This window comes from Caulobacter sp. P1_D6, assembly GCF_056406095.1.
The window spans coordinates 21,706-46,777 of sequence record NZ_JBFUAW010000047.1; the positions used below are offsets into that span (position 1 = coordinate 21,706).

At 68.8% G+C, this 25,072-nt stretch carries 28 protein-coding genes and 1 tRNA gene; 17 read left to right on the forward strand and 12 right to left on the reverse strand.

Going from position 1 to position 25,072, the window contains the following annotated elements; all coding sequences use genetic code 11:
• The first annotated feature begins 3 nt into the window (after window positions 1-3).
• From AC1DYP_RS21775 to AC1DYP_RS21790, 4 genes are all read left to right on the forward strand, one after another.
• Window positions 4-1,131, forward strand: coding sequence for an EmrA/EmrK family multidrug efflux transporter periplasmic adaptor subunit (locus AC1DYP_RS21775; RefSeq protein ID WP_477048091.1), 1,128 nt, complete (start codon window positions 4-6; stop codon window positions 1,129-1,131).
• 36 nt (window positions 1,132-1,167) lie between these two features.
• On the forward strand, window positions 1,168-2,739 hold the full coding sequence (locus AC1DYP_RS21780) for a DHA2 family efflux MFS transporter permease subunit (protein ID WP_477048092.1): 1,572 nt from the start codon (window positions 1,168-1,170) through the stop codon (window positions 2,737-2,739).
• A gap of 108 nt (window positions 2,740-2,847) precedes the next feature.
• Window positions 2,848-3,552, forward strand: a complete 705-nt coding sequence (locus AC1DYP_RS21785) for a FadR/GntR family transcriptional regulator (RefSeq protein ID WP_477048114.1) — start codon at window positions 2,848-2,850, stop codon at window positions 3,550-3,552.
• Window positions 3,553-3,654: 102 nt separating this feature from the next.
• Complete coding sequence (locus AC1DYP_RS21790; RefSeq protein ID WP_477048093.1) at window positions 3,655-4,023, forward strand: YciI family protein; 369 nt, start codon at window positions 3,655-3,657, stop codon at window positions 4,021-4,023.
• Between the two features lie 30 nt (window positions 4,024-4,053).
• Here the strand turns inward: AC1DYP_RS21790 and AC1DYP_RS21795 are convergent, their stop codons facing one another.
• Both AC1DYP_RS21795 and AC1DYP_RS21800 read right to left on the reverse strand, forming a co-directional pair.
• Window positions 4,054-6,339, reverse strand: a complete 2,286-nt coding sequence (locus AC1DYP_RS21795; protein ID WP_477048094.1) for a transglycosylase domain-containing protein — start codon at window positions 6,337-6,339, stop codon at window positions 4,054-4,056.
• Between the two features lie 146 nt (window positions 6,340-6,485).
• The gene (locus tag AC1DYP_RS21800) at window positions 6,486-8,870 is read right to left on the reverse strand and encodes a TonB-dependent receptor (RefSeq protein WP_477048095.1); all 2,385 of its coding nucleotides are present in this window, start codon (window positions 8,868-8,870) and stop codon (window positions 6,486-6,488) included.
• Window positions 8,871-9,265: 395 nt separating this feature from the next.
• Between AC1DYP_RS21800 and kduI the strand changes: the two genes are divergently transcribed.
• The 5 genes from kduI to AC1DYP_RS21825 all read left to right on the forward strand — a co-directional run bounded on the left by kduI (window position 9,266) and on the right by AC1DYP_RS21825 (window position 13,471).
• Window positions 9,266-10,108: a 5-dehydro-4-deoxy-D-glucuronate isomerase gene (kduI, locus tag AC1DYP_RS21805; RefSeq protein WP_477048096.1), complete on the forward strand. Its 843-nt coding sequence runs from the start codon at window positions 9,266-9,268 to the stop codon at window positions 10,106-10,108.
• A 62-nt stretch (window positions 10,109-10,170) separates the two neighbouring features.
• Window positions 10,171-11,376 carry a glycoside hydrolase family 88/105 protein gene (locus tag AC1DYP_RS21810; RefSeq protein WP_477048097.1) on the forward strand — a complete coding sequence of 402 codons (1,206 nt, stop codon included), beginning with the start codon at window positions 10,171-10,173 and terminating at the stop codon, window positions 11,374-11,376.
• 122 nt (window positions 11,377-11,498) lie between these two features.
• Window positions 11,499-12,260: a FadR/GntR family transcriptional regulator gene (locus AC1DYP_RS21815; RefSeq protein WP_477048098.1), complete on the forward strand. Its 762-nt coding sequence runs from the start codon at window positions 11,499-11,501 to the stop codon at window positions 12,258-12,260.
• A gap of 29 nt (window positions 12,261-12,289) precedes the next feature.
• Entirely contained in the window at window positions 12,290-13,240 is a 951-nt protein-coding gene (locus AC1DYP_RS21820) for a DUF4861 family protein (RefSeq protein ID WP_477048099.1), read from the forward strand.
• A gap of 63 nt (window positions 13,241-13,303) precedes the next feature.
• Window positions 13,304-13,471 (forward strand): hypothetical protein, encoded by a 168-nt coding sequence (locus tag AC1DYP_RS21825; protein ID WP_477035981.1) that lies wholly within the window; start codon window positions 13,304-13,306, stop codon window positions 13,469-13,471.
• A 13-nt stretch (window positions 13,472-13,484) separates the two neighbouring features.
• Here AC1DYP_RS21825 and AC1DYP_RS21830 read toward each other — a convergent pair.
• Window positions 13,485-13,569 (reverse strand) — tRNA-Leu (locus AC1DYP_RS21830).
• A 166-nt stretch (window positions 13,570-13,735) separates the two neighbouring features.
• Here AC1DYP_RS21830 and AC1DYP_RS21835 point away from each other — a divergent pair.
• The gene (locus tag AC1DYP_RS21835) at window positions 13,736-14,749 is read left to right on the forward strand and encodes a P1 family peptidase (RefSeq protein WP_477048100.1); all 1,014 of its coding nucleotides are present in this window, start codon (window positions 13,736-13,738) and stop codon (window positions 14,747-14,749) included.
• 6 nt (window positions 14,750-14,755) lie between these two features.
• Here AC1DYP_RS21835 and AC1DYP_RS21840 read toward each other — a convergent pair whose 3' ends face one another.
• From AC1DYP_RS21840 to AC1DYP_RS21850, 3 genes are all read right to left on the reverse strand, one after another.
• Entirely contained in the window at window positions 14,756-15,265 is a 510-nt protein-coding gene (locus AC1DYP_RS21840; protein ID WP_477035983.1) for a MarR family winged helix-turn-helix transcriptional regulator, read from the reverse strand.
• 214 nt (window positions 15,266-15,479) lie between these two features.
• On the reverse strand, window positions 15,480-16,244 hold the full coding sequence (locus AC1DYP_RS21845) for a hypothetical protein (protein WP_477048101.1): 765 nt from the start codon (window positions 16,242-16,244) through the stop codon (window positions 15,480-15,482).
• A 73-nt stretch (window positions 16,245-16,317) separates the two neighbouring features.
• Window positions 16,318-16,563 carry a hypothetical protein gene (locus AC1DYP_RS21850; protein ID WP_477048115.1) on the reverse strand — a complete coding sequence of 82 codons (246 nt, stop codon included), beginning with the start codon at window positions 16,561-16,563 and terminating at the stop codon, window positions 16,318-16,320.
• Between the two features lie 107 nt (window positions 16,564-16,670).
• Here AC1DYP_RS21850 and AC1DYP_RS21855 point away from each other — a divergent pair, with 107 nt between their 5' ends.
• Window positions 16,671-16,853 (forward strand): DUF3606 domain-containing protein, encoded by a 183-nt coding sequence (locus AC1DYP_RS21855; protein WP_018112967.1) that lies wholly within the window; start codon window positions 16,671-16,673, stop codon window positions 16,851-16,853.
• Window positions 16,854-16,913: 60 nt separating this feature from the next.
• On the opposite strand, the gene AC1DYP_RS21860 is transcribed toward AC1DYP_RS21855, so the two are convergent.
• On the reverse strand, window positions 16,914-17,336 hold the full coding sequence (locus AC1DYP_RS21860) for a hypothetical protein (RefSeq protein ID WP_477035985.1): 423 nt from the start codon (window positions 17,334-17,336) through the stop codon (window positions 16,914-16,916).
• 4 nt (window positions 17,337-17,340) lie between these two features.
• The gene (locus AC1DYP_RS21865) at window positions 17,341-17,595 is read right to left on the reverse strand and encodes a DUF3297 family protein (protein ID WP_007664089.1); all 255 of its coding nucleotides are present in this window, start codon (window positions 17,593-17,595) and stop codon (window positions 17,341-17,343) included.
• A 159-nt stretch (window positions 17,596-17,754) separates the two neighbouring features.
• Here AC1DYP_RS21865 and AC1DYP_RS21870 point away from each other — a divergent pair, with 159 nt between their 5' ends.
• The 5 genes from AC1DYP_RS21870 to AC1DYP_RS21890 all read left to right on the forward strand — a co-directional run bounded on the left by AC1DYP_RS21870 (window position 17,755) and on the right by AC1DYP_RS21890 (window position 22,075).
• Window positions 17,755-18,360, forward strand: a complete 606-nt coding sequence (locus AC1DYP_RS21870) for a YqaA family protein (RefSeq protein ID WP_477035986.1) — start codon at window positions 17,755-17,757, stop codon at window positions 18,358-18,360.
• Complete coding sequence (locus tag AC1DYP_RS21875; protein ID WP_477048102.1) at window positions 18,357-18,929, forward strand: disulfide bond formation protein B; 573 nt, start codon at window positions 18,357-18,359, stop codon at window positions 18,927-18,929. Before AC1DYP_RS21870 ends, AC1DYP_RS21875 begins: the two co-directional genes overlap by 4 nt.
• 1 nt (window position 18,930) lies before the next feature.
• Window positions 18,931-19,491, forward strand: a complete 561-nt coding sequence (locus AC1DYP_RS21880; RefSeq protein WP_477048103.1) for a demethoxyubiquinone hydroxylase family protein — start codon at window positions 18,931-18,933, stop codon at window positions 19,489-19,491.
• A gap of 113 nt (window positions 19,492-19,604) precedes the next feature.
• Window positions 19,605-21,410, forward strand: a complete 1,806-nt coding sequence (locus AC1DYP_RS21885; RefSeq protein ID WP_477048104.1) for a M1 family metallopeptidase — start codon at window positions 19,605-19,607, stop codon at window positions 21,408-21,410.
• Between the two features lie 131 nt (window positions 21,411-21,541).
• Window positions 21,542-22,075 carry a VanZ family protein gene (locus AC1DYP_RS21890; RefSeq protein ID WP_477035990.1) on the forward strand — a complete coding sequence of 178 codons (534 nt, stop codon included), beginning with the start codon at window positions 21,542-21,544 and terminating at the stop codon, window positions 22,073-22,075.
• Window positions 22,076-22,138: 63 nt separating this feature from the next.
• Here the strand turns inward: AC1DYP_RS21890 and AC1DYP_RS21895 are convergent, their stop codons facing one another.
• From AC1DYP_RS21895 to AC1DYP_RS21905, 3 genes are all read right to left on the reverse strand, one after another.
• Window positions 22,139-22,423 (reverse strand): hypothetical protein, encoded by a 285-nt coding sequence (locus AC1DYP_RS21895; RefSeq protein ID WP_477048105.1) that lies wholly within the window; start codon window positions 22,421-22,423, stop codon window positions 22,139-22,141.
• A gap of 73 nt (window positions 22,424-22,496) precedes the next feature.
• On the reverse strand, window positions 22,497-22,658 hold the full coding sequence (locus AC1DYP_RS21900) for a hypothetical protein (RefSeq protein WP_477048106.1): 162 nt from the start codon (window positions 22,656-22,658) through the stop codon (window positions 22,497-22,499).
• A gap of 116 nt (window positions 22,659-22,774) precedes the next feature.
• Window positions 22,775-23,338: an HNH endonuclease gene (locus AC1DYP_RS21905; protein WP_089930049.1), complete on the reverse strand. Its 564-nt coding sequence runs from the start codon at window positions 23,336-23,338 to the stop codon at window positions 22,775-22,777.
• 239 nt (window positions 23,339-23,577) lie between these two features.
• Between AC1DYP_RS21905 and AC1DYP_RS21910 the strand changes: the two genes are divergently transcribed.
• Window positions 23,578-24,417, forward strand: a complete 840-nt coding sequence (locus AC1DYP_RS21910; RefSeq protein WP_477048107.1) for a TolB family protein — start codon at window positions 23,578-23,580, stop codon at window positions 24,415-24,417.
• 2 nt (window positions 24,418-24,419) lie between these two features.
• Here the strand turns inward: AC1DYP_RS21910 and greA are convergent, their stop codons facing one another.
• Complete coding sequence (gene greA, locus AC1DYP_RS21915; protein WP_477048108.1) at window positions 24,420-24,899, reverse strand: transcription elongation factor GreA; 480 nt, start codon at window positions 24,897-24,899, stop codon at window positions 24,420-24,422.
• Window positions 24,900-25,072 lie beyond the last annotated feature (173 nt).

Sequence of the window (25,072 nt, forward strand, 5' to 3'; positions counted from 1 at the left end):
CCCATGGCCGACACCGCCTCCTCCGCCCAGCCCACGGGCAAGCCCAATGGAAACCGCAGACAACTGCTGACCGGCCTCGCCGCCGTGGTCGTGGTCGGCGTCGTGCTCTGGGTGCTCTACGCCGTCTTCATCGGCTCTCGCCACGTCGAGACCGACAACGCCTATGTCGGGGCCGAGGTCGCCCAGGTGACGCCGCTGATCAGCGGGCCGGTCGCCAAGGTGCTGGTCTCCGAGACCCAGGTCGTCGCCGCCGGCCAGCCGCTGGTGGTGATCGACGACGCCGACGCCAGGATCGCAGTTCTCTCCGCCCAGGCCGCCCTCGGCCAGGCCCAGCGCAAGGTCAACGGCTACTTCGCCAGCGACGACGCCCTGGCCGGACAGGTCGCGGCCCGCGACGCCGACATCGCCCGCGCCGCCGCCGCCGTGACGGGCGCCCAGGCCAGCCTCGAGCGCGCCCGGCTGGAGCTGTCGCGCCGCAAGGCCCTGTCGGACTCCGGCGCGGTCTCCGGCGAGGAGCTGACCATCGCCCAGAGCCAGTTCACCAACGCCCAGTCGGCCGTGACCGAAGCCCGCGCCGCCCTGGCGCAGGCCAAGGCCAGCCGCGTCGCCGCCGAAGGCAACCGCGAGGTCAACACCGCCCTGATCTCGGGCCTGCCCGCCAACAAGAACCCGGAAATCGCGGCGGCCGAGGCGCGTCTCGCGAGCGCCCAGCTGTCCCTGGACCGCACCGTGCTGCGCGCGCCCCTGGCCGGCGTGGTGTCCAAGAAGAACGTCCAGGTCGGCCAGCAGGTCACCATCGGCGCGCCGCTGATGGCCATCGTCCCGACCACCGACGCCTTCGTCGACGCCAACTTCAAGGAAGTGCAGCTGGACAAGGTCCGCATCGGCCAGCCGGTGACCCTGACTTCGGACCTCTACGGCGGGAGCGTGAAGTTCCACGGCCGGGTGAAGGGCCTGTCGGGCGGCACCGGTTCGGCCTTCTCGCTGATCCCCGCCCAGAACGCCTCCGGTAACTGGATCAAGGTGGTCCAGCGTCTTCCGGTCCGCATCCAGCTGGACCCGGCCGAGCTGAAGGAACACCCGCTGCGGGTCGGCCTGTCGATGAAGGCCGCCATCGACATCTCCAAGTAGTCCGCGCCCTTAAAAGCCCCTCCAAGGAAGCGCCGCATGGCCGACCAGGATTCCTCACCCGCCGCCGCACCGGCCGCCGCCGGCCCCGCGCCGATGGCCGGCATGATGCTGGCGGTCACCTCGATCGCCCTGGCGCTAGGCACCTTCATGCAGGTGCTGGACAGCACCATCGCCAACGTCTCGATCCCGACCATCGCCGGCAATCTGGGCGTCAGCACCAGCCAGGGCACCTGGGTGATCACCTCGTTCGCCGTGGCCAACGGCGTGTCGGTGCCGCTGACCGGCTGGCTGATGGGTCGCTATGGCGTGGTCAAGACCTTCGTCGCCTCGGTGCTGTTGTTCACCCTGGCCTCGTTCCTGTGCGGCGTGTCCTGGAACCTGCCGTCGCTGATCGGCTTCCGCATCCTGCAAGGCCTGGTCTCGGGGCCGATGATCCCCGGCTCGCAAGCCCTGCTGATCATGATCTTCCCGGCGCACAAGCGCGGGACGGCCCTGGCCATCTGGTCGATGACCACCCTGGTGGCGCCGATCTGCGGACCTATCCTCGGCGGCTACATTTCCGACAACTTCGCCTGGCCGTGGATCTTCCTGATCAACGTGCCCGTCGGCCTGCTCTGCGCCTTCCTGTGCTGGCGCGGGATGAGCAACCGCGAGACCCCGACCCGCAAGGTGCCGATCGACACCACCGGCTTCATGCTGCTGCTGGTCTGGGTCGGGGCCCTGCAGGTGATGCTGGACACCGGCAAGGACGCCGACTGGTTCAACTCGCCGGCCATCGTCGTCGAGACCCTGGTGGCCATCGTCGGCTTCATCGCCTGGGTGATCTGGGAGCTGAACGAGAAGCACCCGATCGTCGACCTGTCGCTGTTCAAGTCCAAGAACTTCGCCCTGGGCACCGTCGCCTTCTGCCTGGGCTACGCGGTGTTCTTCGGCAGCAACCTGCTGCAGCCGCTGTGGCTGCAGACCCAGATGCACTACATCGCCACCTGGGCCGGCCTGGTCGCCGCCCCCAGCGGCGTGGTGGCCGTGCTGCTGACCCCGTTCGCCGCCCGCATCATGCAGAAGGTCGACGCCCGCTGGGCCGCCACCCTGTCGCTGGCCGCGTTCGGCCTGTCGTTCTTCATGCGCTCGGGCTTCAACTCCGACGCCGACTTCAGCGCCCTAGTCTGGCCCATGCTGGTTCAGGGCGTGGCGATGAGCACCTTCTTCCTGTCGATGGTGACCATCTCGCTGAACGGCGTGCCGCCCCATCAACTGCCCTCGGCCTCGGGCCTGTCGAACTTCTCGCGGATCACCGCCGGCAGCTTCGCGGCTTCGTTGACCACGACGATCTGGGACCGAGGCGAGAGCCTGCACCAGAACCGCCTCGCCGAGTCGATGGCCTCCAACGACCCGATCTGGCTGACGGCCCTCGAACGCCTTCAGGCCGCGGGCCTGAGCCACGCCCAGGCCGTGGGCGCGGTGACCAGCCAGGTGGTCAACCAGGCCTATCTGTTGTCGACCATCGACTTCTTCCGCGCCTCGGCCTGGCTGGCGGTCTTGCTGATCCCCCTGGTCTGGATGACCAACAAGGCGATGAGCAGCGGCGGGCCTCCCCCGGCCGACTAAGGCCAGTCAATGCTTAGCGCCGTGCGTGGTCCTCGTCCTTCGACAAGCTCAGGATGAGGACCATTTCACGGGTCGGGCAACAGAAGACCTCATCCTGAGCTTGTCGAAATCGCCGACGGCCGTCACCAGCCCGGCCAGCGCCTGGCCTCCGAACGCGACCTGGCCGAGGAGTTCGGCGTCAGCCGTCCCACCATCCGCCGCGCCGTGATCGCCCTGGAGATGCGCGGCCTGCTGGAGGCCCGGCAGGGCTCGGGCGTCTATGTCCGCGCCGGGGGCCAGCCGCCGCCTCCGCCGCGCGACCTGGACATCGGGGCCTTCGACCAGGCCGAGGCCCGCCGCCTGTTCGAGGGCGAAGCCGCCGCCCTGGCCGCCACCCTGATCACCGACGAGGAGCTGACCTATCTCGAGACCCTGGTCGCCGAGATGAACAGCGAGAAGTCGACCAAGGAACAGTCCGAGCTGGCCGACCGCCAGTTCCACATCACCATCGCCCAAGCCACCCGCAACAGCGCCATCGTCCGCGTGGTCGAGAACACCTGGGACCTGCGCTACAAGTCGCGCCTGTGCATGCAGATGCTGGAAAAGGCCCGGCACGTGCGCAAGCGGCCGTTGAACGACGAGCACCAAGACATCATCGAGTCCCTGCGCACTCGCGATCCCAAGGCCGCCCGGTCCGCCATGCAGACCCACCTGGGCGGGCTGATCGAGAACCTGCTGCTGACCGCCGAGCTGGAGGCTATGGAGCAGACCCGCGAACGCCTGGCCAGCAAGCGCGAAGAGATCGCCCTGCGGGCCGCCAGCGCGGCGAAGTAAACGACCCATCCCGATCTTCGCGGGGCGATGTCGGTCCCCGCGGGCGTCGTTCGTCGTTCCAGTGTCAGGCCGATGGGATCGGCTCGAACATGGAGAAGGACGATGCGCGTGATGGTGCTCGTGAAAGCCACCGAAGACAGCGAAAAGGGCTTCTTCCCCACCGCCGAGACGAACGCGATGCTCGAGGCGATGGGCCGCTACAACGACGAACTGACGAAAGCCGGCGTCTTGCGGGCCGGCGACGGCCTCACACCCTCCTCCCGAGGCAAGCGCGTCGCCTTCGACGGCGCCGGCCGCACGGTGATCGACGGGCCCTTCGCCATGACCCGCGAACTGGTCGCCGGTTTCTGGCTCTGGGAGGTCAAGAACATGGACGAGGCCGTCGCCTGGGTGAAGCGCTGCCCCAACCCCATGCCCGGACCCAGCGAGATCGAGATCCGGCCGTTGTACGAGATCGAAGATCTGCAATGAGGTCCCCGCGCCATCCTCCGACGACCGGTCCTAGCCCGCCGGTCGATCCGACGTCGGCGCGGCCGGGGCCGGGGCCGGGGCCGCGGGCACGCCTATGACGGGCGGCGCCGGCGCGGGCGCCGGTCCAGCGGGAGCCGGCGGCGCGTTCGGGTCGATCGGCTGGGCCGGCTGGCCTTCCAGCGGGATAGCCCCGTTGATCGGCAGGCCGTCGGGTCCGACCAAGGTGGGATCCTCGGCCGCCGAGACGGCGTCGTCGCCTTCGGGCTCGACCGCCTTGGGTGCGTCGCGGTTGACAGCGTAGGTGGCCACGCTCTTCCAGATCTTGGCCGGCAGGCCGCCGCCGACCACGCCGTTCATGGCGCTGTTGTCGTCGTTGCCGACCCAGACCCCGATCACCAGGTCGCCGACATAGCCGACGAACAGGGCGTCGCGATAATCCTGGCTGGTGCCGGTCTTGCCGAAGGCGCCGGGGATGGCGGCCTCGATGCCAGTGCCGCGCTGGGTGGCCGAGCGCAGCAGGTCGCGCATGCCGGCCAGCTCGGCCTTGCTCAGCTTCTTGACGTTGGCGGGCTTCTTCCAGTCGGCCAGGCCGTGCGGGATCACCGGCGCCTCGCCGGCGTCGATCGCCGCATAGGCGGCCGTCAGATGCACCAGGCTCATCGGCCCCGTGCCCAGCGCCAGGGTCAGGTCGTCCGGGATCGGGTCGGTGATCCCCAGGTCGCGCGCGGTGCGGACGATCGGGTCGCGGCCGATGTCGTGGGCCAGGCGCACGGCCGCCACGTTGGACGAGCCGGCGAAGGCGGTGATCAGCGGCACTTCGCGGCCGGCGTACTTGCCCTCGTGGTTCTTGGGCGTCCAGCCGCTGACCACGACGGGCGCGTCGAGGATCGGGCTGGTCGTGGTCATGCCCTGGCGCAGCGCCGCCAGATAGACGAACAGCTTGAAGGCCGAGCCGGGCGGGCGCTGGGCGTCGGCGCGGTTGAACTGGCTGACCTTGTAGTCACGGCCGCCGACCATGGCGACGATCCGGCCGTCGGTGCGCATGGCCACGATCGCGCCCTGGGTGACGTTCAGCACCTTGCCGTCGCGGGCGATTGCCTGGTCGAGGATCTTCTCGGCCTGGGCCTGCAGTCGGGGATCCAACGTGGTGCGCACCACCGTCTCGCCATAGGTGTTCTCGAACACCGCCTTGGCCTGGGGGAACACCCAGTCAGCGAAGTACGAGCCGACCGGCAGCTTGGGACGCCCCGCCCGGACGTGGACCTGCCGCACGGCGCTGGTCGCCTGGGCCTGGGTGATCACCCCGGTGTCGACCATGGCGCCCAACACGGTCTTCATCCGCGTCTTGGCGCCGTCGAAGTTTTCGGTCGGGGCCCAGCGGGACGGCGCCTTCACCAGGCCCGCCAGCATCGCCGCCTCGCCGACGCTCAGCTGCTCGGGCGCCTTGTCAAAATAGTGCCGCGACGCCGCCCCCAGGCCGAACGTGCCGTCGCCGAAATAGACCGAGGACAGGTAGCGCGACAGGATCTCGTCCTTGGACAGGCGGGCGTCCAGATAGAGCGCGATCAGCACCTCCTGGATTTTCCGCCGGAAGGTGCGCTTGTTGGACAGGAAAGCGTTCTTGGCCAGTTGCTGGGTGATGGTCGAGCCGCCCTCGGACACCCCGCCGGCCTTGGCGTTGGCGCCCACGGCCCGCAGGATCGCCTTCGGATCGATGCCCATGTGCTTGTAGAAGCGCCGGTCCTCGATGGCGATGAACGCGCCAGGCACGTAGGCGGGCAGCTTGGCGACCTCGACGGGGGCCTCCTTGTACGAGCCGCGACGGGCGATCGGCGAGCCGTCGGCCGCCACGATCACCAAGGTCGGATTGGCCAGGGGCTCCAGCGCCCGGCCCAGCGGCAGGGACCACAGCAGCGAGACGACGATCGCGATCACGATCGCCACCGAGGCGGCCGCGCCGATCTGCCAGGGCCGCCGCTTCCAGATCGGCGGCTTGGCCGGCGACGGCGGTTCGGCGACCTCCGCGACGGGCGCTTCGACGGCCTCCGCCTCGCCCGCTTCGGCCGGCTCGGCGGCGTCGGGGGTTTCGAGCGGCGGGATCGCGGCGTCGTCGGCTTGCGCCTCGGGCGCCGGCGTGGCCTCGACCGCGGGTTCTTCGACGGCGACCGTTTCGACCGGCTCGGCGGCGGCCTTGGCCCTGGACCGGCGGCGGGCGGGTTTGCGCTTGGGCGTCACCGCGTCCACGACCTCCTCGACCGGGACCTCCCCCGGAATCGTCGGATCGATGGGTTCGCGGTCGTCGGCGGCGTCGGACATTCGGATCGGACTCGTTCGGGCGAAATCGCCAGCAAGAGCGCGGCAATAGCACAGACGATCCGGCGAGCGGATGGCGCGGGACGCAAAAAATTGGCCGGACCCGCGAACGGGACCGGCCAACAGTGGGGGGATAAAACGGGGAGGTTCTAGAAGTTCACGTCCAGGCGCGCGCCGAAGTAGCGGAAGGCGTCGCGGCCGGGGAACCAGGTCTTGCCCTGGGCCGTCGGGATGGCCGGGTTGCTGTAGCCCGAGGTGCCGTTGCCCAGGCCCTGGGCGTAGCGCTTGTCGAACAGGTTGTTGGCGAAGGCGGTCAGCTTGTACTTGCCGTCGCGGTCGGTGATCCCGGCGCTCAGGTCGGTGATGCTGTAGGCCTTCTGGATCGTGCGCGGATCCTGGCTGAGCCCGAAGTTGATGTCGTCCTGCCAGCGCAGCGTGGCGGCGATGAAGCCCTTGAACGGCACGTTGTCCGGCAGGTCGATGTCGTACTGACCGCCGACGCTGAACTTGTACTCGGGCACGTTGTTCAGGCGCTTGCCGTGCAGGTTCTGCACGCGGCCGTTGGTGCGGGGCGTGTTGTAGCAGACGCCCGGCGCGCCGACGAAGGCGGGGTCGGCGCTGACCACCGTCGGCTGGCCGCTGTAGCAGGGGCCGTTCGGGAAATCGATCACCGTGGCGTCGGTATAGGCGAAGGCGCCGTTCAGCCGGAAGTTCGAGGTGATCCGGGCCACGGCGTCCAGTTCCAGGCCCCGGGTCCGCAGGTGGCCGACGCTGTTGAGGAAGGTCAGGAAGGTGCCGTCCGGCAGGAACGAGGTCACCGAGGTCTGGAAGCCGTAATAGTCGGCGTTGAACAGGGTGGCGTTGAAATAGACCCGGCGGTCCAGAAGGCTGCTCTTGAAGCCCAGCTCGTAGTTCTTGGCCGTCTCGGGCGGCACCGGCATCTGGGCGGCGATCCGGGAGTCGAAGGTGCTGACCAGGTCGTAGGCCTGACCCTTGTAGCCGGTCGAATAGGTGGCGAAGGTCATGATGTCGGGCGTCCATTTGTACTGGACACCGACCTTGCCGGTCACCGCGTCGTCCTCGTCGGACTTGCCGAAATACTGATGGGTGGTGGCCGCGCCGGGCGTGGTGCTGGCGAAGATCGTCTTGTCGAACTTGTAGCTGATCTTCTGGCGGTTCACCCGCGCGCCGCCGGTCAGGCTGAGCTTGTCGGTCACGTCGAAGGTGGCGTTGGCGAAGGCCGAATAGTTCTCGTTGGTGCTCTCGGCCAGATAGCGGGCCAGCTGCAGCACCGGGCCGCGATCCAGGAAGCGGTCCAGATCGTTCTTGGCGTACCAGAGACCGGCCACGTAGCGGAACCGGGTGCCGCCCGGCGAGGTCAGGCGGAACTCCTGGGTCACCGACTTGGCGTGGAAATAGCCGTTGATCACCGCGCCGCTGTTGATCCCCGACGGGTTGGCCACCGGGAAACCGATCAGGAACGGCACGTCGGTGCCGTCGATGTCCTGGAAGTCGCGCATCTTCCAGCGGTCCTGCGAGGTGATCGACGAGAAGGTGTGGCCCTTCAGGACCGAGCCCTCGCCGAAGTCGTAGTCCAGGCGGGCCGTGCCGCCGAACACCTCGGAATTGCCGCCGCCGATGCGGTCGTCGGCCCGGATGAAGTGGTTGTTCTTGTCGATCGTGATGCCGCGCAGGGTCGTGGTCGCGGGGAAGCCCGGCTCGCCCTGGTAGAACAGGCCCGGCGTCAGCTCGGTGATCGCGCTGGCGCAGCAGCTCGAGACGTTGTGGTTGAACCGCGGCGCCAGGCTGAGCTTGAGGTTCTCGGTCGGGGTCCACTCGATCTTGGCGGTGACCGTCAGGCCCGAGCTGCCGTTGACGTTCTTGCCGGTGGTCAGGTTCTTGAGGTTGCCGTCGTAGTCGCTCTTGGCCACGGTCAGGCGGGCCCGCACGGTGTCGTTGATCGGACCGGTGACGGTGAAGCCGATGCGCTTCTCGCCGTCGTCGGTGGTCAGCAGCATGGCCTTGCCGCCGAAGGTGTCGGACGGCGCGGCGGTGACGATGTTCAGCACGCCGGCGATGGCGCTCTTGCCGAACAGGGTGGACTGCGGACCGCGCAGCACTTCCACGCGCTCGACGTCGATCAGGTCCTTGAAGGCCGCGGCCTGGAAGCCGATCGGCACGTCGTCGATGACCACCGCGACGTCGGACTCCACGGCGATGCCGTTCGAGAAGGTGCCGATGCCGCGCATCTTGATGCTGAAATTGCCCGGCTGCGAGCCGTAGTCGATCGAGATCGCCGGCGACAGCTTCACCACGTCGCCCAGTTCGCGGACGTTGTTGCGGTCGATCACGTCCTGGGTCAGGGCGGTCACCGACACCGGCACGTCCTGCAGGCGCTCGGCGCGCTTGGTCGAGGTGACGATGATCTCTTCCAGTTGGATCGACGGATCGGAGCCGGCGGACTGCCCCCCCGAGGACTGGGCGTGGGCGGCGCCGGTGGCCGCCATGACGGCGAACACGGCGGTAGACGCCAACAGGGCATGCTGGATCGTTCTCATAACTTCCCCTCGCTTCCTCGCGCGGCGCCAGGCCGGTTCATCCGGTCAATTATCAGCGCCAATTTGGTAAGGCCAAAATTGGCCAGTGGTCAGGCAATTTGTCAAGTAAGTAGTGACATCGTTGTCATTTCGTCACAACTTACTGAAAACGCGGCGATTTAATGCAGCTATTTAACGACACCGAATGAGCGGCCGGCGACAGCCCTTTGCGTACGGCTGTGGAATATGGTCATTTAGCCTTGCGGCCAGACGGCAAATTGGTAATGCCAGATTGGTCACAAGATTGAGGGGCGAATGATCCGAACACCACCGCGCGCGACGGCGTCGATCCCCCAGGCGCGGCCCATCGGCCGCCGTCCGGGATCCGTCCGATGAGCGGGTCCGGCATGAAGCTGCGCCCCAGCACCGACCGCGAGGGCCTGCGTCGGATGACGGCGGAGGACATCCGCGACACCTTCGTGATCGACGACCTGTTCCAGCCCGGCCAGGTCTCGATGACCTATGTCGAGGTCGACCGCGCCGTGGTGGGTTCCGCCGCGCCGTTGGCCGCCCCCCTGCCCCTGCCCACCGACCGCCGCCTGGCCTCGACCCATTTCTGCGAGCGTCGCGAGCTGGGCGTGATCAATATCGGCGGTCCCGGCTGGGTCGAGCTGGACGGGGCGCGCCACGATCTGGAGAACCTGGACAGCCTCTATGTCGGTCGCGGGGTCGAAACCGTGACCTTCGCCAGCGCATCGGTCGATGCGCCCGCCAAGTTCTACTTCGTCAGCTATCCGGCCCACGCCGCCCACCCCAGTCGGGTGGTGCGCAAGGCCGAGGCCCGGGAAATCCAGGCCGGCGACCAGAAGACCGCCAACCGCCGGGTCATCCGCCAGAGCATCCGCCCCGGCATCGTCGAGACCTGCCAGCTGGTCATGGGCTTCACCGAGCTGGAATCCGGCAACGTCTGGAACACCATGCCGCCGCACACCCACGGGCGTCGCAGCGAGATCTACATGTATTTCGACGCCGCTCCGGCTCGCGTGATGCACATCATGGGCGAGCCTTCGAACCCTCGGACGGTGTTCATGGACGACGGCGAGGCGGTGTTCTCGCCCAGTTGGTCGATGCACAGCGGCGTCGGCACGGCCGACTACCGCTTCGTCTGGTCGATGGGCGGCGAGAACCTGGACTTCGACGACATGGACCACCTGACCCTGGCCGACCTGCGCTAGGGCGCGGGCGGCCGGGACAACAGACCGAAGACAAGTACAAGAACGATTGGGGAGACGAGACGATGTTGCGACGCCTGACCGGAACGCTTCTGGCCACCGCCGCCCTGCTGGGCCCGATGCAGGCCTGCGCGGCGACTCCCGCCCAATCCGGAGCCAAGCCCGCGGCCGCCGCCCAAACCAAAGCCGCGAAGGCCAACGCGGCCGTCCTCGCGGCCGGCGCCCATGTCGCCGACTGGCAGTTGGCCCACATGGACAACTTCGACTACGTGCCCGCCTCGCAGTTCCGGCGCGACACCGAGGCCCCCCGCGACTGGATCCAGGCGGCGTTCTACATCGGCCTGACCGCCTTCGCGGACGCCCAGAAGGACCCCAAGTACGCCGACGCGATCCTCGCCCACGGCCAGGCCGAGGGCTGGGGCTTCGACAAGCGCCCCCGCCACGCCGACGCCGACGCCACCGGCGCGGTCTGGATCTGGTCGGCGGCCCGCACGCACGACGCGGCCAAGCTGGCGCCGACCCGCGCCCGCTTCGACGCCGTCCTGGCCGATCCCTCGACCGTCGACCTGGGCTTCGAGGCCAAGCCGCCCCAGGGCGGCGATCCCTATTGCCAGGCCCGCTGGTGCTGGAGCGACGCCATCTTCATGGCCCCGCCCGCCTGGATCGCCCTGACCAAGGAGACCCGGGATCCGCGCTACCTGGCCCATGCCGACAGCGAGTTCTGGGCGACCACCGACCTGCTCTACGACAAGGCCGACCACCTCTATTTCCGCGACAGCCGCTTCATCGCGAGGCGCAGCGACGCCGGCGCCAAGATCTTCTGGGGCCGCGGCAACGGCTGGGCCTTCGCCGGCGTCGCCCGCATCCTGCAGGACCTGCCCAAGGACCATCCCAGCCGTCCGCGCTACGAGCAGCTGTTCAAGGAGATGGCCGCCAAGATCGTCACTCTGCAGGGCGAGCAGGGCTACTGGCCGGTGTCGCTGCTGGAGCCGCAGAAGACTCCCGAGACCAGCGGCACGGGCTTCTTCGTCTACGGCCTGGCCTGGGGCGTGAATCACGGCCTGCTGCCGGCCGCCCAGTATCGCCCCGCCGTCGACAAGGGCTGGACCGCCCTGGCCGCCGCGGTCGAGCCGGACGGCAAGCTGGGCTGGGTGCAGCGCGTCGGCGCCGCGCCCGACCAGGTCGGTCCCGACGACACCCAGCTGTACGGCGTCGGCGCTTTCCTGCTGGCCGTCAGCGAGGTCTCGAAGCTGCCCCCGGCCAAGCGGTGACGCCGATTGCTCCGCCGCCCGTTCCCGCCGGAGCCCGTCCCGGGCTCCTTTCAGACATTTAGAGCGTGGCAGGCGCCGAAACCGGCCTCCACTTTCGGCTGCCACGCTCTAGGATGATCGACATGACCACCGGCGCCTCAGATCCGCAGAAACTCTACCAGCAGATCGCCCGCGCGATCTCCACGGCCATCAACGACGGCCGCTACGGACCGGGCGACAAGCTGCCGTCCGAGCGCGAACTGGCCGATGACTTCGGCGTGAGTCGTCCGACCATTCGCGACGCCATGATCGCCCTGGAGTTCCAGGGTCTGGTCGAGGCCCGCCAGGGATCGGGGGTCTATGTCACCGCCGTGGCGGCGCCGGTGGCCGACGATCCGGCCGAGATGGAGGTCGGGGCCCTGGAGCTGACCGAGGCGCGACGCCTGTTCGAGGGCGAGGCCTGCGCCCTGTCGGCGGCCACCGTCACCGACGACAACCTGGCCCTGCTGGACCAGATCGTCGGCCAGATGGCCCGCAGCTTCGCGCCCGACGAGGTCGAGCGGCTGGAGCAGGAGTTCCACCTGGCCATCGCCCGCGCCACCGGCAACGCCGCCATCGAGGCCGGGGTCGAGGACCTGTGGACCCTGCGCCAGCAGTCGCCGGCCTGCGTGGCCATGTTGCGGCGGGCCCGCGCCCATGGCGGCGGCGACTTCGTCGAGGAGCACCGCCAGATCATCGCCGCCTTGCGCCAGCGCGACCCCAAGGCCGCCCGCCAGGCGATCCACGCCCACCTGGCCCAGGTGATCGACGACCTGCTGGCCGTGACCGAACTCGACGCACTCCAGCAGACCCGCCAGAAAATGGCCGAGCAGCGACGCGAGCTGGCTCGGCGCACCGAAATCTGACTCCCCACCCATCGTCACGAGGTCGCCCCATGACCAAGCCCCTGCTTTGCCTCGCCCTGGCCGCCGCCCTGGTCGCGCCCGTCGTGGCCTTCGCCCAGTCGGGGGGCCAGACCCCGCCGGCGATGCCGCCGATCGTCAAGCCGCTGCCCAAGCCCGACGCCGAGGGCCAGAAGCCGCGCGCGGTCGTGGTCTATGCCGACTACCGCTTCGACGACATCCTGTGGGAGAACGACCGCACCGCCCATCGCATCTACGGCCCGGCGCTGCAGGCGGCCGAGCCGCCCTCGACCTCGGGGATCGACGCCTGGGGCAAGAGCGTCCGCTGGCCGTTCATGGACCGCCAGCTGCGCACCGGCGACCAGCATTCCTTCCACGGCGAGGGCCTGGACTTCTACGACGTCAACACCTTCCGGGGGGCCGGCGGCCTGGGCGTCTGGCAGGACAACAAGCTGTGGACCTCGCGCAACTGGAAGTCCTACGAGATCCTCAAGACCGGCGGCGACGTGGCCCAGTTCAAGGTCGACTACGCCCCCTGGCCGGTCGACGTGGACCGCAAGGTCTGGGAGACCCGCACCTTCACCCTGCCGCTGGGCACCAACTTCACGCGGATGGTCTCGACCATCAGCTCCGACAAGCCCGGCCCGCTGGTGGTCGGCATCGGCATCAGCAAGCGCAAGGCCACCCACCAGGGCGCGGGCGGCGTGTTCACCAAGGACCTGGGCGCCGGGCGGGTCTCGTACTGGGAGCCGAGCGATCCGGTGAAGGGCACGATGGGCATCGCCCTGATGGTCGATCCCAAGGCCCTGGTCGAGGTGCGCCAGGACGCTGACAACTACATCGTCCTGGTCAAGGTCGAGGCCGGCAAGCCGTTCGTCTACTACATGGGCGCGGCCTGGGACAAAGGCCTCGACTTCCACGACCGGGCCGGCTGGGAAACCTATGTGAGGGACCAGAAGCCGGATTTCGATCCGGCGCACTAGGCTCGGGGAACCGCCGGCGGCCGGCGCACGCTCCCCGGAGAGGCGCGAACGGACGAGACCACCGTGGGCAAACGATCCAAAGCGATAGCGACGGCGGCCAAGCGGCCGCTGCGCGCGTCCCTGTCGACCGCGGCCCTGGTCGTCGACTGGGCGACCCTGGCCGCGCTGGGCGCCGCCACCGTGGCGCTGGTGGTCACCACCTGGCGGCCGCGTCGCCGGGACAAGTCCTAATTCAGAAGAGGATTGGTGCGGGCGGCCGGGGTCGAACCGGCACTCCTTTCGGAACCGGATTTTGAGTCCGGCGCGTCTACCAGTTCCACCACGCCCGCACGGCGTCGGCCCTCGATCGAGGCCGCCTCCCCACCGGACGACTGGACGTCTCGACGAGGGGAGAGCTTCCTAGCAAAGGCGGGGGCGAAGTTCCAGACGCCTTGGGACGCTTTCCACATCGGACCATCTCGCCGATGCTCCCGCTCCCGCAGGAGACACAGCGCCTTGCCCCATCCTCCCCGCCCCGGTCCCCGCAACCTGATCACCGACGTGCCCGGCCTGACGGTCGGCCACGCCACCGACGAGGCCGTGCGCAGCGGGGTGACCGCCCTGCTCTGCCCCGAGGGCTGGATCGGGGCGGTGGACGTGCGCGGCGGCGGGCCGGGGATCCGCGAGAGCGACGTGCTGCGGCCGGAGAACAACTTCACCCGGGCCCACGCCATCACCCTGTCGGGCGGCTCGGTGTTCGGCCTGGGGGCGGCGGACGGCGTGACGACGGCGCTGTCGGCGGCGGGGCACGGCCTGCGGCTGGTCGCGGGATCGCCGGCCATTCCGATCGTGCCTGGGGCGGTGCTGCACGACCTGGCCAACGGCGGCGACAAGGCCTGGGGACTGGATCAGCCCTATCGCGCCCTGGGCCTGGCCGCCGTCGCGGCGGCCGGCGAGGACTTCGCCCTGGGCTCGGTCGGGGCCGGACGCGGGGCCATGGCCGGCGTCGAGAAGGGCGGCGTCGGCTCGGCCTCGCTGGACCTGGGCGACGGCCTGATCGTCGGCGTCCTGGCGGCGGTCAATCCGGTGGGATCGGTCTACATGCCCGGCGGCGAAACGTTCTGGGCCTGGCCGTTCGAGATCGACGGCGAGTTCGGCGACCAGTCCTCGGGAAAAGGGGCCCCGGACCCGTCGGCCCGCGCGGTCGAGCCGATCCCCGACGACACCAAGCTGGCGGCGCTGGGCCGGTTCCACGCCGGGGCCAACACCACCCTGGCCGTGGTGGCGACGACAGCGTCCCTGACCACCGCCGAGGCGACGCGCCTGGCGATGATGGCCCAGGACGGCCTGGCCCGCGCCATCCGTCCCGCCCACACCCCGTTCGACGGCGACGTGGTCTTCGCCCTGTCTTCAGGCGCGGTCGAGCTCGGCGAGGGTCCGCAGCGGTCGTTGACGATCGCCCGGCTGGGCTCGGCGGCCGCCGACACCCTGGCCCGGGCGATCGCGCGCGGGGTCTATTCGGCGCGCTAGGCGGCTCTAGGAGCCCGGCGCGATGTCCGCTCCGTAGAGCGTGCCCGCCGCGCTCTCCAGCTGACCCAGCAGGCGCTTGAGGGTGGTCACCTCGCTGGGCTGCAGGCCGGCCAGCAGGGCGGCCTCGTAGGCGCGGGCCAGGGGCACGATCTCGGCGAACAGGCGACGGCCGGCGGCGGTGAGCTCCAGGCTGTGCGAGCGCCGGTCCACGCGGTTGCTGAGCCGAACGGCCAGGCGGCGCTCGACCAAGTCCTGGGCGGCGCGGCTGACCCGCACCTTGTCCATGGCCGTACGCACGACGGCGGCCTGCTGGGTCAGCGGCCCTTCGGCCAGCACCGACATCAGCCGCCACTGCGGGATGCTGAGGCCGAACCGGTCCTCGTACGCGCGGGAGACCAGGCGGGTCACCGCGTTGGCGGCGACCACCAGCTGGTAGGGCAGATAGTCGGCCAGCGAGACGTGATCGGCGGCGCCTTCGGGGGGAATCTGAGTCATGAGTGAGACCGTCGCGGCCATGGCCTTCCTTTCGTCCTCCATACGCCCGCGACTCTGGCGGTCGCTCGCGTCGACAAGACCCGATCTGGCGCGGCGTGACAGCCCCGCTCAATCATGGCCAAGCCTGGGGACAGGAAAGCGGACATTTCGCTTGGTGGTTGTGCATTCGGCCGCCTAGACGCCCAGCGAAGGGGCGCCCGGCGATGGAGCGCCCGCAAAAGTTGGAACGGACGGCTCAGTGCTCGTCCGTCGCCTTGGACTTGAACGCCTCGGTCTTGGTCAGCGCCGTCTGGCAGCGTTGCAGTTCGTTGAGACAATCGCCCCGGCTCCAGAAATCGGAAAATTCCACAACAGCCATGCGGACTTGGCGAGAATAGTCCTTGTGGTCAAGAACCTTCGGCGCTTCCTCCTCGTGCTCGTCGCGCCCGTGGTCGGGCTCGGCCGGGCGGTGGCTGGTCAGGACCAGGGTCTGGCCGCCCAGGATGGTGACATTGGCCGCGGCCAGTTCCAGCTCGGTCTCCGGCTTGTGGCCGACGCCGTGCGCGCCGTGGCCGCCATGGCCGTCGCCGTGACCATGCTTGTCGTCCTTCTTGCCGCCGTGAGCGCCCCCATGAGCCCCCTTGGCGGGCTTGTCCTGGGGCTTCTCCTCGACCGGTTCGCCCTTGAGGGCCTCGGTTATGCCCTTCAGCGCCTTGGCGCAGGGGCCGCCGAACGCCAGCACGGGACCGATCCGGCGCTGCACTTCCTCGACCAGGTCCTGGGCCTTGTAGAGCAGCTCGCCCGACGGCGCGCTGGTGGCCGCCACGCACTTGGCCTTGATCGCCTCGTGGATGGTCTTGGGAACCTCGCGCCAGCGCTCGTCCCGCCCGCGCCCGCCCACGTACTTACCGAGGTAGTAGGTCAGGATGGCGACGGCCAGCACGACCAGGGCGATCCCCGCCAGCAGGGTGGGATCGAAGATCGGAACCGGCGTATCGACGGGAAACTCTGACTGGTACACCGGACCCCCTCCAGCAGCAGGCAAACAAGAGTCATATGGTTAACGCATGATGGCTCAGCTTGCACGACCAAGGTTATGCAATGGGGCTGGAAATCACGCCTCGGGCCTTGGCGCCTTGGTCGTAGCGGCTGGGGCCGCCATAGACGGCGACTTCGCACAGGATGTCGCCGCCGGGTTCGCTGACCCACAGGTAGTTGCGCTCGACCTCGACGTTGCGTCCGGCCGGCGAAATGCCCTCGAAGGTGTCGCCCCAGGGAATCACCTTGTTGAGGTCGCGCCAGGTCAGGGTCATGGCGCGCGACAGCTCGTCCTGGGCCATGGCTTCTAGGTCGGGATCGCTCATGGGGATCTTTCCGTGTCTGCCAGTCGCCTCGACAACATCCGTGGCGCAGGATAGGCCCGCGAACGGAATTCAAGGAGACAACGATGGGCGCCCCGAAAGGCAAACGCGATTTCCGCGACGAGGACCGCCTGGACCCGCGCGAACGCCATCAGGTCGAATACTGGATGAAGCGCTGGGGCGTGACCAAGGATCAACTGGTCGCCGCTCACCGCAAGGTCGGCAACTCGATCAAGGACATCGGCGCCGAGCTGGGCAAGAAGCGCTAGATTCCAGCATTTAGAGCGTGACGGGCGCCGAAACCGGCATCCACTTTCGGCTGTCACGCTCTAGCGCTTATCCCGCCGGAACTTCGCCGCCTCGGCCGCCAGCGACGTCGCCGAGGGATCATGCTCGTCCGGTTCGGGCTCGAACGGCAGGTGGCCGGCCACGCCGCGCAGGGCCAGCCACAGCGGATGGCTGAAATGGCCCAGGATGCGCAGCGGCCGGCGCTTGTCGTCCATGACGTCCCAGCCCTCCAGCTCGAACGCGTCGGCCTGTTCGCGCAGCGACTTGACGTCGATGCCGTCCCAGCCCGGCGGATCGGGGATCACGGCCGCCTCGTCGGCCGTCAGGCCGAAGGTGTCGCGCGCCAACTGGTCGATCTCGGGGAACTGGACCCGCGCTTCCGGATCGGCGAACGACGGCTTCATCAGCGCCCGGGTCTCCAGGTCGGCGAAGCCGGGCAGGTCGATCAGGCGGCGCGGGGCCATGGCGCTAGGCCTCTTCGGCGTTGTCGTTGCGCCAGTACGGCGCGACCACGCCCTGCAGCTTGATGGTCATCGGGTTGCCCTTGCGGTCGACCGCCTTGCCGGCGGTGACGCGGATCCAGCCCTCGCTGACGCAGTACTCGTCGACATTGGTCTTCTCGACGCCGTTGAACACGATGCCCACGCCGCGCTCGAGGATGTCGGCGTCGTAGTGCGGGCTCGAGGGATTGGAGGCCAGGCGGTCGGGGGGCGTATCGCTCATGGGATCGTCTTTCGAAGAATTTGGACAGCTAGAGCCGTCGAACGGGCGTGATAGCCACCCAAGGCCGCAATTCCAATAGGATTGCACGCGATCGCGCGAACCGCCGCGACAAGGTCACGGTCGCCTGCTAGCTACGGCCGTCCTTATTTCGGAGTCCGCATGCTGCGTCGCCTCTACGACTGGGTCATGGGCCTGGCCGCCTCCCGCCACGCCTCGGTCGGTCTGTTCGCCGTCTCGTTCGCCGAAAGCTCGTTCTTTCCCGTTCCCCCCGACGTGATGCTGGCCCCGATGGTGCTGGCGCGCCCCGACCGCGCCTGGCGCTACGCGGCGCTGTGCACCCTGGCCTCGGTGCTGGGCGGGATCCTGGGCTACGCGATCGGCTTCTTCCTCAAGCCGCTGGGCGTCTGGCTGATGAGCGTCACCGGCCACGCGGGCGGCATGACCGAGTTCAAGTGCTGGTACGACCAGTACGGCGTCTGGGTGATCCTGGCCAAGGGCGTGACCCCGATCCCCTACAAGCTGGTGACCATCGCCTCGGGCCTGGCCGCCTTCAGCTTCCCGATGTTCATCTTCGCCTCGGTGCTGACCCGCGCCGCCCGCTTCTTCCTCGTGGCCTGGGTGGTCAAGAAATTCGGCCCGACGATGATGCCGGTGATCGAAAAGCGCCTGGCCCTGTTCGCGGGCCTCCTGATCGCCCTGCTTGTCATCGGCCTCACGGCGAGCCACTTCTTGGGTGGAAGCAGCGGCGGAGCGTGCGCGGCATGACGATCGAGAACGTCGAGAACAAGGTCACCCGGATCCGCGCCACCGGCCCCGTGACGCCGGCGGTGCGCGGCCCGCTCGACCTGATCGCCGAGCAATGGCCGGCCCTGGCCTTCGCCGCCTGCGCCATCATGCTGGGCGCGGCCCATGCCTTCGAGACCTTCGGCAAGCTGGCGCCGTGCCTCCTGTGCCTCAAGCAGCGGGAAGTCTATTGGGTGACGGGCTCGGTGGCGCTGGTCGCCGTCGTACTGACGCGCACCGCCTGGGCGGACCGGGTGCGCAAGCCGCTGATCCTGCTGCTGGGGATCGGCTTCCTCTACGGGGCGGGCCTGGCGGCCTATCACGCCGGCGCCGAGTGGAAGTGGTGGCCCGGCCCCACCGCCTGCGCAGCCGGCGGCGCGGCCTCGGCCGATGACCTGGTGGCCATGCTGAAGGGCGTCAAGATCGCCGCCCCGTCGTGCGACAAGGCCGTCTGGATCTTCCTGGGCCTGTCGATGGCCGGCTGGAACGCCGTGATCTCGCTGGGCCTGGCGATCGCCTCGGGCTTCGCCGCCTTCCGCAAGAACCTCTGAGATGGACCGCCCCGTCCCTCCCCGCCCCGGCGCCGGCGCCCAGAGGGCGCGACTGGCCGAGATCCTGCGGGTCGACCAGGCCGGCGAGCTGGCGGCCGTCCACATCTACCGCGGCCAGCAGGCGGTGATGCGCCAAGCCCCCGGTCGTGAGCGGATCGCCGACCAGTTGCAGGAGATGGAGGGCCACGAACAGGTCCACCTGAGCCGCTTCAACGAACTGCTGGGCGAGCGGCAAGTCCGCCCCACCCTGATGTCGCCCGTCTGGCGCGCCGCCGCCTTCGCCCTGGGCGCCGGCACCGCCCTGCTGGGCGAGAAGGCCGCCCATGCTTGCACCGAGGCGGTGGAGACGGTGATCGAGCAGCACTACGCGGGTCAGATCGCCGAGCTGGAGACGCGCGACCCGTCGCTGGCCGCCGAACTCAGCCAGTTCCGCGACGACGAGCTGCACCACAAGGACATCGCCATCGGCGAAGGGGCCCTGGAGGCTCCGGCCTACCCGCTGTTGTCGGCGGTGATCCGCGCCGGCTGCCGCGCGGCCATCAAGATCAGCGAGAAAATCTGACCGGCGTTCGCTGAAAACGTCGGGAGAACCATCCCTGAAACTTCCTGCTTGGCGACGTGCGTGGCCGAGCTTACCCATGTCGCCGGAAATCGCGTCGCGAGGGGAGTTTCGCTTTGCCTACCCAGTCCTACCGCCGTCGGGCCGCGGCCCTGTGCGCCGTTTCGCTTCTGGCGCTGGCCGGCGCCGCCCACGCCGCGACGCCGGCCAAGCCGGTCAACCCGCCCAAGCCCGTGCCGACCACGGCCCTGACCCTGGGCACCGGCGGCCAGATGCCCGCCGAGGAAGCCGCGGTCACCCTCGAGCACGTCGACCTGAAGCTGAAGATCATTCCCGACCGCAAGGCGATCGAGGGCGACGCCACCCTGACCCTGGCGGCCAAGAGCGCCCTGCCCCGCATCGTCCTGGACTTCGACAAGAACTTCACGGTCAGCGCCCTGATCGTCGACGGTAAGACCCTGCCCGCCTCGGCCTGGACCAACCCTGAAGGCCGCCTGACCATCACCCCGCCCGCGCCGATCGCCGCCGGCGCCAAGACGGTGGTCCAGATCCGCTACGCCGGTCAGCCGCACGAGGCCGAGAAGGCGCCGTGGGACGGCGGCTTCGTCTGGAAGAAGACCCCGACAGGCGAGCCCTGGATCGCCAGCGCCGTGCAGGGCGACGGCTGCGACCTGTTCTGGCCGTGCATCGACTTCCCGACGGGCGAGCCGCTGCTGGTCGACTTCTACATCACCGTGCCCGCCCCGCTGTCGGCCCCGGCCGGCGGCGTGCTGGTCGGCGTCGAGGAGAAGGACGGCTGGCGCACCTTCCACTGGCGTCAGAAGCAGCCCGACACCTACGCCGTCGCGGTCAATGTCGGCCCCTATGTGAAGCTGGAAGACACCTACAAGAGCCGGTTCGGCGACAGCTTCCCCATCGAATACTGGTACCTGAAGAGCGACGACCCGGCGAAGGCCAAGGCCCTGTTCGCCGAGTTCCCGACCACGCTCGACTTCTTCGAGCAGATGATCGGCCCCTACCCGTTCCGCTCGGAAAAGCTGGGCGTCGTCGAGACGCCGCACCTGGGCATGGAACACCAGACCATGAACGCCTACGGCAACGAGTACAAAAAGGACGTCTACGGCTACGACTGGCTGTTCCAGCACGAGCTGTCGCACGAGTGGTTCGGCAACCAGGTGACTAATGTCGACTGGGACGACATGTGGATCCACGAGGGCCTGGGCAGCTACATGCAGCCGCTGTTCTCGCAATGGCTGCACGGCGACATGGAATACATGACCCGCCTGAACGCCCAGCGGGTCGGCAGCAAGAACCTGTTCCCGATCGTCTCCGACAAGGTGATGACCGAGGATCAGGTCTACAAGCCCGAGGGCGGCCCGGCGAACGACATCTACGCCAAGGGCTCGAACATCATGCACACCCTGCGCGCGACGATCGGCGACGAGGCGTTCTTCAAGTCAGTGCGCACCCTGGTCTACGGCCGCCCCGACCCCAAGCCCGGCAATTTCGCGCCGCGCTACGCGACCACCAAGGAGTTCATCCGGATCGTCAACGACGTGACGGGCAAGGATTACCAGTGGTTCTTCGACGCCTATTTCTACCAGGCCAAGCTGCCGGAGCTGCGGACCACGCGCGACGGCGACGACCTGGTGCTGAGCTGGAAGACGCCCTCGGGCAAGGCCTTCCCGATGCCGGTCGAGGTCAAGGTCGGCGACAAGATCGTCACCGCGCCGATGACCGACAACACCGGCCGCATCAAGGTGGGCGACGCCGTGCCGGTGATCGTCGACCCGGCGTCCAAGATCCTGCGCCGCCAGCCCTATCTGGAGGACTACGCGGTCTGGAAGAAGGCCGCCGACGAAGCCGCCAAGAAGGCCGAGGACTCCAAGAAGGCGACCACCGCCCCGGCGAAGAAAAAATAACCGCCTGACGCTCCGCCGCCCCGGTTTCCGGGGGCGGCGGGGCCCTGGTCATCTTCCGTTGACCCTGTTCCTTCACGGCTTGTAGGCCAAGGCGCCGTAAGGCTTTCAGCTCATCGCGAGCCAGGAAGCCCATGCTGACGCCGAACCATGTCGTGACCACCGCCCGCGCCGTTCTGGTGGTCGGCGCCCTGACCGCCGCGGCGCTGATGCTGGGCCCCTGGCAGGGTCTGGAGCAGGCGTTCGGCCTGAGCGACGAGGCCGCCCACGCCATCGCCTTCGGCGGCCTCGTCGCCGTCTCGTTCCTGGCCTTCCCCCGCATGCGCCGCAACGATCTGGCCCTGGCGGCCGTGCTGCTGGGCGCCGGCGTCGAGGTGGCCCAGCTGTTCACCCCCGACCGCAGTGGCACGATCAGCGACCTGGCGGCCGACGCCGCCGGCGTGGGCGTCGTCTATCTGGCTAGCCATATCGAAAATCTCCGGGCCCTAGCGCGTCAGCGCGGCTCGGCGACCTTCGCCGACATCGCCGCCCAGGATCGCCGCCGCGGCGCCCGCCGCCTGGCGCCGGTGATCCAGGCCGTCTTCCCCTCGCCGGCCGAAACGCCGGAGGCCGAGCGCCCGGCCAGCTTCGCCAGCCGGGCGGCCCGACGCTTTCCGCGCCAGGCCTGACTAGAGCGTGACAGCCGAAAGTGGACGCCGGTTTCGGCGACCGTCACGCTCCAAATAAACCCGTCAAGTAATACGCTTGACGCTGACCGGGTCGCTGCCCGGGAAGCTTTCCTCCAGGCCCTCGTCCAGCAGGGCTTCCTGGCGGCTTTCCGAGCATTCCAGCTTCTCGGCCAGCTGATCGTGCTTTTCGCCGTCGGCCAGCGGCCTCTCGGCTTCGCGCGAATGCGGCGCGTCGAAATGCTTGTCCTCGTGCCGGACCTTGCCGTCGCAGGCCATGTCGGCCGTCGAGGCGCTGGTGCCGTGCGTGAAGTGGCGGCCGGTTTCTTCTTTTTTATGGCCAAAGATCATGGGTCTCTCCCGTTCGTCGTCCCGGAGGGACGTCGGGGGATAGAACCCTTGAGCCGGCGCCCAGGTTGCGCCGTCAGAGCCCGAACACGATGGACCAGAGGACCACATTGGCCAGCGTCATGGCGGCCATCAGCCACCGCAGCCGGCGTTTGACGCTCAGCGCGCGTCCGTGCTCGTGAAGCGTCGGACTGGAAAACACCGAAGGCCTTGAAGGCGTCGAAAGATTGGCAAGCATCGAACCCTCCCGCTGGACGGCCCCCGTCCTTTGGGTCCGCCCAGCGGCGAGTCGATGCAAGCATAGCCACAAGGCTTTGTTTTCTGGACATTTTCGCGACTCGGCTTCGTCGCGTTCTAGGCTTCCAGTTCGATGTCCCAGTAGAGGTAGTCCAACCAGCTGGCGTGCAGGTGTCCCGGCGGGAACCGGCGGCCGCGGTCCTGCAGTTCGTGCATGCTGGGGCGGCGCGCGGTGTGGAACGGATGCATGCCCGCCTCGCGCGGCGTGCGGCCGCCCTTGTGCAGATTGCAGGGCGCGCAGGCCGTGACGATGTTCTCCCAGGTGGTCCGGCCGCCGCGCGAGCGGGGGATCACGTGGTCGAAGGTCAGCTCGTCGGGCGAACCGCAGTACTGGCAGGAGAACCCATCGCGCAGGAACAGGTTGAAGCGGGTGAAGGCCGGCGGACGATCCTGCGGCACGTACTGCTTCAGCGACACCACGCTGGGCAGCTTCATCTCGAACGAGGGCGAATGCACCACGTGGTCGTAGGTCGAGACCACGTCCACTCGTTCCAGGAACACCGCCTTGATCACCTCCTGCCAGGGCCAGAGGGACAGCGGGTAGTAGCTCAGGGGCCGATAATCGGCGTTGAGGACGAGCGCCGGCATGCCGGACGGGGGGCGGGACAGCACCTGCATCAGGTCCTCCCTCGGGAACCCTGGGGGCTCCCACGACGATGTGGGCCGAACAGGCCCCTATGAAGCGGATACGCGGTCGGACTGAAGACGGGCCTCCTTCCTACGCATTCTCAGGAATCGCCATTCATTCCCGAACGCATGAAAAAGATGAGCCAACTCGACGACAGAACCAAGACATCCTTGCACTTGGCGCATGAACTATCGCGGCTATGGTCGACGACGGACATTCGAGAGCTTTCGCCATGCCGACGCCCGTCTTCGCCGTGATCGCCCTGGCCGGATTCCTGGCGGCCGGACCGCCCGTCCCCCTGCTCCCCGGGATTGTCGATTCGGCCGACACCGAGGTCCGCCCCGCCTTCAGTCCCGACGGCCGCTGCGTGCTCTGGGGCTCGATCGGCGCGCCGAAGACGCCCTGGCGCATCCTGCAGACCTGCCGCGACGGCGCGGGGTGGTCCAAGCCTGAACCCGTGTCGTTCGACGGCCCCGACAACGATTTCGACCCGGCTTTCTCGCCTGACGGCCGCACGGTCTATTTCTTCTCCAACCGCCCGGGCGGCCAGGGCGGCGACGACCTCTACGCCGTGGATCGCGACCCGCCGACCGGGGCTTTCGCAACGCCGCGCAACCTGGGCCCGCGCTTCAACACCCCCGGCGACGAGTGGGCGCCCTCCCCGACCGCCGACGGGAAACTGATCTTCTCGTCCGACGGCCATGGCGGGTTGGGCAGGCAGGACCTGTTCGAAGGCGACCTCATGGGCGACGCCCCGGTTCGCGGCCTCGGGCCCGAGGTCAACGGCCCGCTGGACGACTTCGACGCGGCCTTGCTGGCCGACGGCCGCACCCTGGTGTTCGCCTCGGGCGACCTGAAGGCCGAGACCCGGGTGACCCTGCACAGCGCCAGGCGCGGCGACGACGGACGCTTCGGCCCGCGCAAAGCCCTGGCCCCGCCGGTCAACTGTTCCGAGGCGATCAACAACGGGCCGGCCGTCGATCCCAAACGACCGGGCGTGCTGTTCTACTCGGCCTATTGCCCGACCCTGGGTCCGGGCCGGATGGACATCTTCGAGGTTCCGGCGCCCTGACCTCAGTCGATGGCGACGATCTCGACCTCGCCGCCGGCCACCATGGCGGTGTCGCCCACGCCCTTGCCCAGCAGGGCCCGGGCCACCGGCGAGACGTAGGAGACCGAACCCTGGGTCGGATCGGCCTCGTCCTCGCCGACGATGCGGAAGGTCTGGCGGCGGCCGTCCTCGCGATCGAAGGTCACGGTCCCGCCGAACTGCAGACCCTCGACGGACCCATCGCGCTCGCGCAGCTGGGCGCTGGCGCGGCGGGCGGACCAGTAGCGCAGGTCGCGGGTGGCGCGGGCCATGGCGGTGCGGTCCTGGGCCACGTCGCCGCCGGCCTGGGCGGCGCTGTAGGCGGCGCGCGCTTGCGCCAAGGCCGCCTCGATCTGGGCCAGCCCCTCCGGCGTGACCAGATTCGGGTGCGGCGAGATCGGACGGTCCAGCAGATCGGCGGCGAACGCCTCGCTGTCGCCTTCCTTGGTGAAGGCGACGCTCATGGCTGCGTCCTTGGAGAAGGAAGGGTCATGTCTGGGAAATCCGGCCCGTCGTGGGATGTTCCGCCTCGGGAGCATCCGACCTAGGCGCGCATGGCGGCGGGATCAAGACATGCAAAAGCCGCCGGCGATCACGCGCGGGCGGCTTCGAACACTTCAGACAAGGGTCCGGCGGA

What these genes read in the sequence shown, in the direction of transcription:
- AC1DYP_RS21775 (WP_477048091.1), top strand. Translation starts at nt 4, where the DNA reads ATGGCCGACACCGCCTCCTCCGCCCAGCCCACGGGCAAGCCCAATGGA.
- AC1DYP_RS21780 (WP_477048092.1), top strand. Translation starts at nt 1,168, where the DNA reads ATGGCCGACCAGGATTCCTCACCCGCCGCCGCACCGGCCGCCGCCGGC.
- AC1DYP_RS21790 (WP_477048093.1), top strand. Translation starts at nt 3,655, where the DNA reads ATGCGCGTGATGGTGCTCGTGAAAGCCACCGAAGACAGCGAAAAGGGC.
- AC1DYP_RS21795 (WP_477048094.1), bottom strand. Translation starts at nt 6,339, where the DNA reads ATGTCCGACGCCGCCGACGACCGCGAACCCATCGATCCGACGATTCCG.
- kduI (WP_477048096.1), top strand. Translation starts at nt 9,266, where the DNA reads ATGAGCGGGTCCGGCATGAAGCTGCGCCCCAGCACCGACCGCGAGGGC.
- AC1DYP_RS21810 (WP_477048097.1), top strand. Translation starts at nt 10,171, where the DNA reads ATGTTGCGACGCCTGACCGGAACGCTTCTGGCCACCGCCGCCCTGCTG.
- AC1DYP_RS21815 (WP_477048098.1), top strand. Translation starts at nt 11,499, where the DNA reads ATGACCACCGGCGCCTCAGATCCGCAGAAACTCTACCAGCAGATCGCC.
- AC1DYP_RS21820 (WP_477048099.1), top strand. Translation starts at nt 12,290, where the DNA reads ATGACCAAGCCCCTGCTTTGCCTCGCCCTGGCCGCCGCCCTGGTCGCG.
- AC1DYP_RS21840 (WP_477035983.1), bottom strand. Translation starts at nt 15,265, where the DNA reads ATGGCCGCGACGGTCTCACTCATGACTCAGATTCCCCCCGAAGGCGCC.
- AC1DYP_RS21850 (WP_477048115.1), bottom strand. Translation starts at nt 16,563, where the DNA reads ATGGCCCAGGACGAGCTGTCGCGCGCCATGACCCTGACCTGGCGCGAC.
- AC1DYP_RS21855 (WP_018112967.1), top strand. Translation starts at nt 16,671, where the DNA reads ATGGGCGCCCCGAAAGGCAAACGCGATTTCCGCGACGAGGACCGCCTG.
- AC1DYP_RS21860 (WP_477035985.1), bottom strand. Translation starts at nt 17,336, where the DNA reads ATGGCCCCGCGCCGCCTGATCGACCTGCCCGGCTTCGCCGACCTGGAG.
- AC1DYP_RS21865 (WP_007664089.1), bottom strand. Translation starts at nt 17,595, where the DNA reads ATGAGCGATACGCCCCCCGACCGCCTGGCCTCCAATCCCTCGAGCCCG.
- AC1DYP_RS21870 (WP_477035986.1), top strand. Translation starts at nt 17,755, where the DNA reads ATGCTGCGTCGCCTCTACGACTGGGTCATGGGCCTGGCCGCCTCCCGC.
- AC1DYP_RS21875 (WP_477048102.1), top strand. Translation starts at nt 18,357, where the DNA reads ATGACGATCGAGAACGTCGAGAACAAGGTCACCCGGATCCGCGCCACC.
- AC1DYP_RS21880 (WP_477048103.1), top strand. Translation starts at nt 18,931, where the DNA reads ATGGACCGCCCCGTCCCTCCCCGCCCCGGCGCCGGCGCCCAGAGGGCG.
- AC1DYP_RS21890 (WP_477035990.1), top strand. Translation starts at nt 21,542, where the DNA reads ATGCTGACGCCGAACCATGTCGTGACCACCGCCCGCGCCGTTCTGGTG.
- AC1DYP_RS21895 (WP_477048105.1), bottom strand. Translation starts at nt 22,423, where the DNA reads ATGATCTTTGGCCATAAAAAAGAAGAAACCGGCCGCCACTTCACGCAC.
- AC1DYP_RS21900 (WP_477048106.1), bottom strand. Translation starts at nt 22,658, where the DNA reads ATGCTTGCCAATCTTTCGACGCCTTCAAGGCCTTCGGTGTTTTCCAGT.
- AC1DYP_RS21910 (WP_477048107.1), top strand. Translation starts at nt 23,578, where the DNA reads ATGCCGACGCCCGTCTTCGCCGTGATCGCCCTGGCCGGATTCCTGGCG.
- greA (WP_477048108.1), bottom strand. Translation starts at nt 24,899, where the DNA reads ATGAGCGTCGCCTTCACCAAGGAAGGCGACAGCGAGGCGTTCGCCGCC.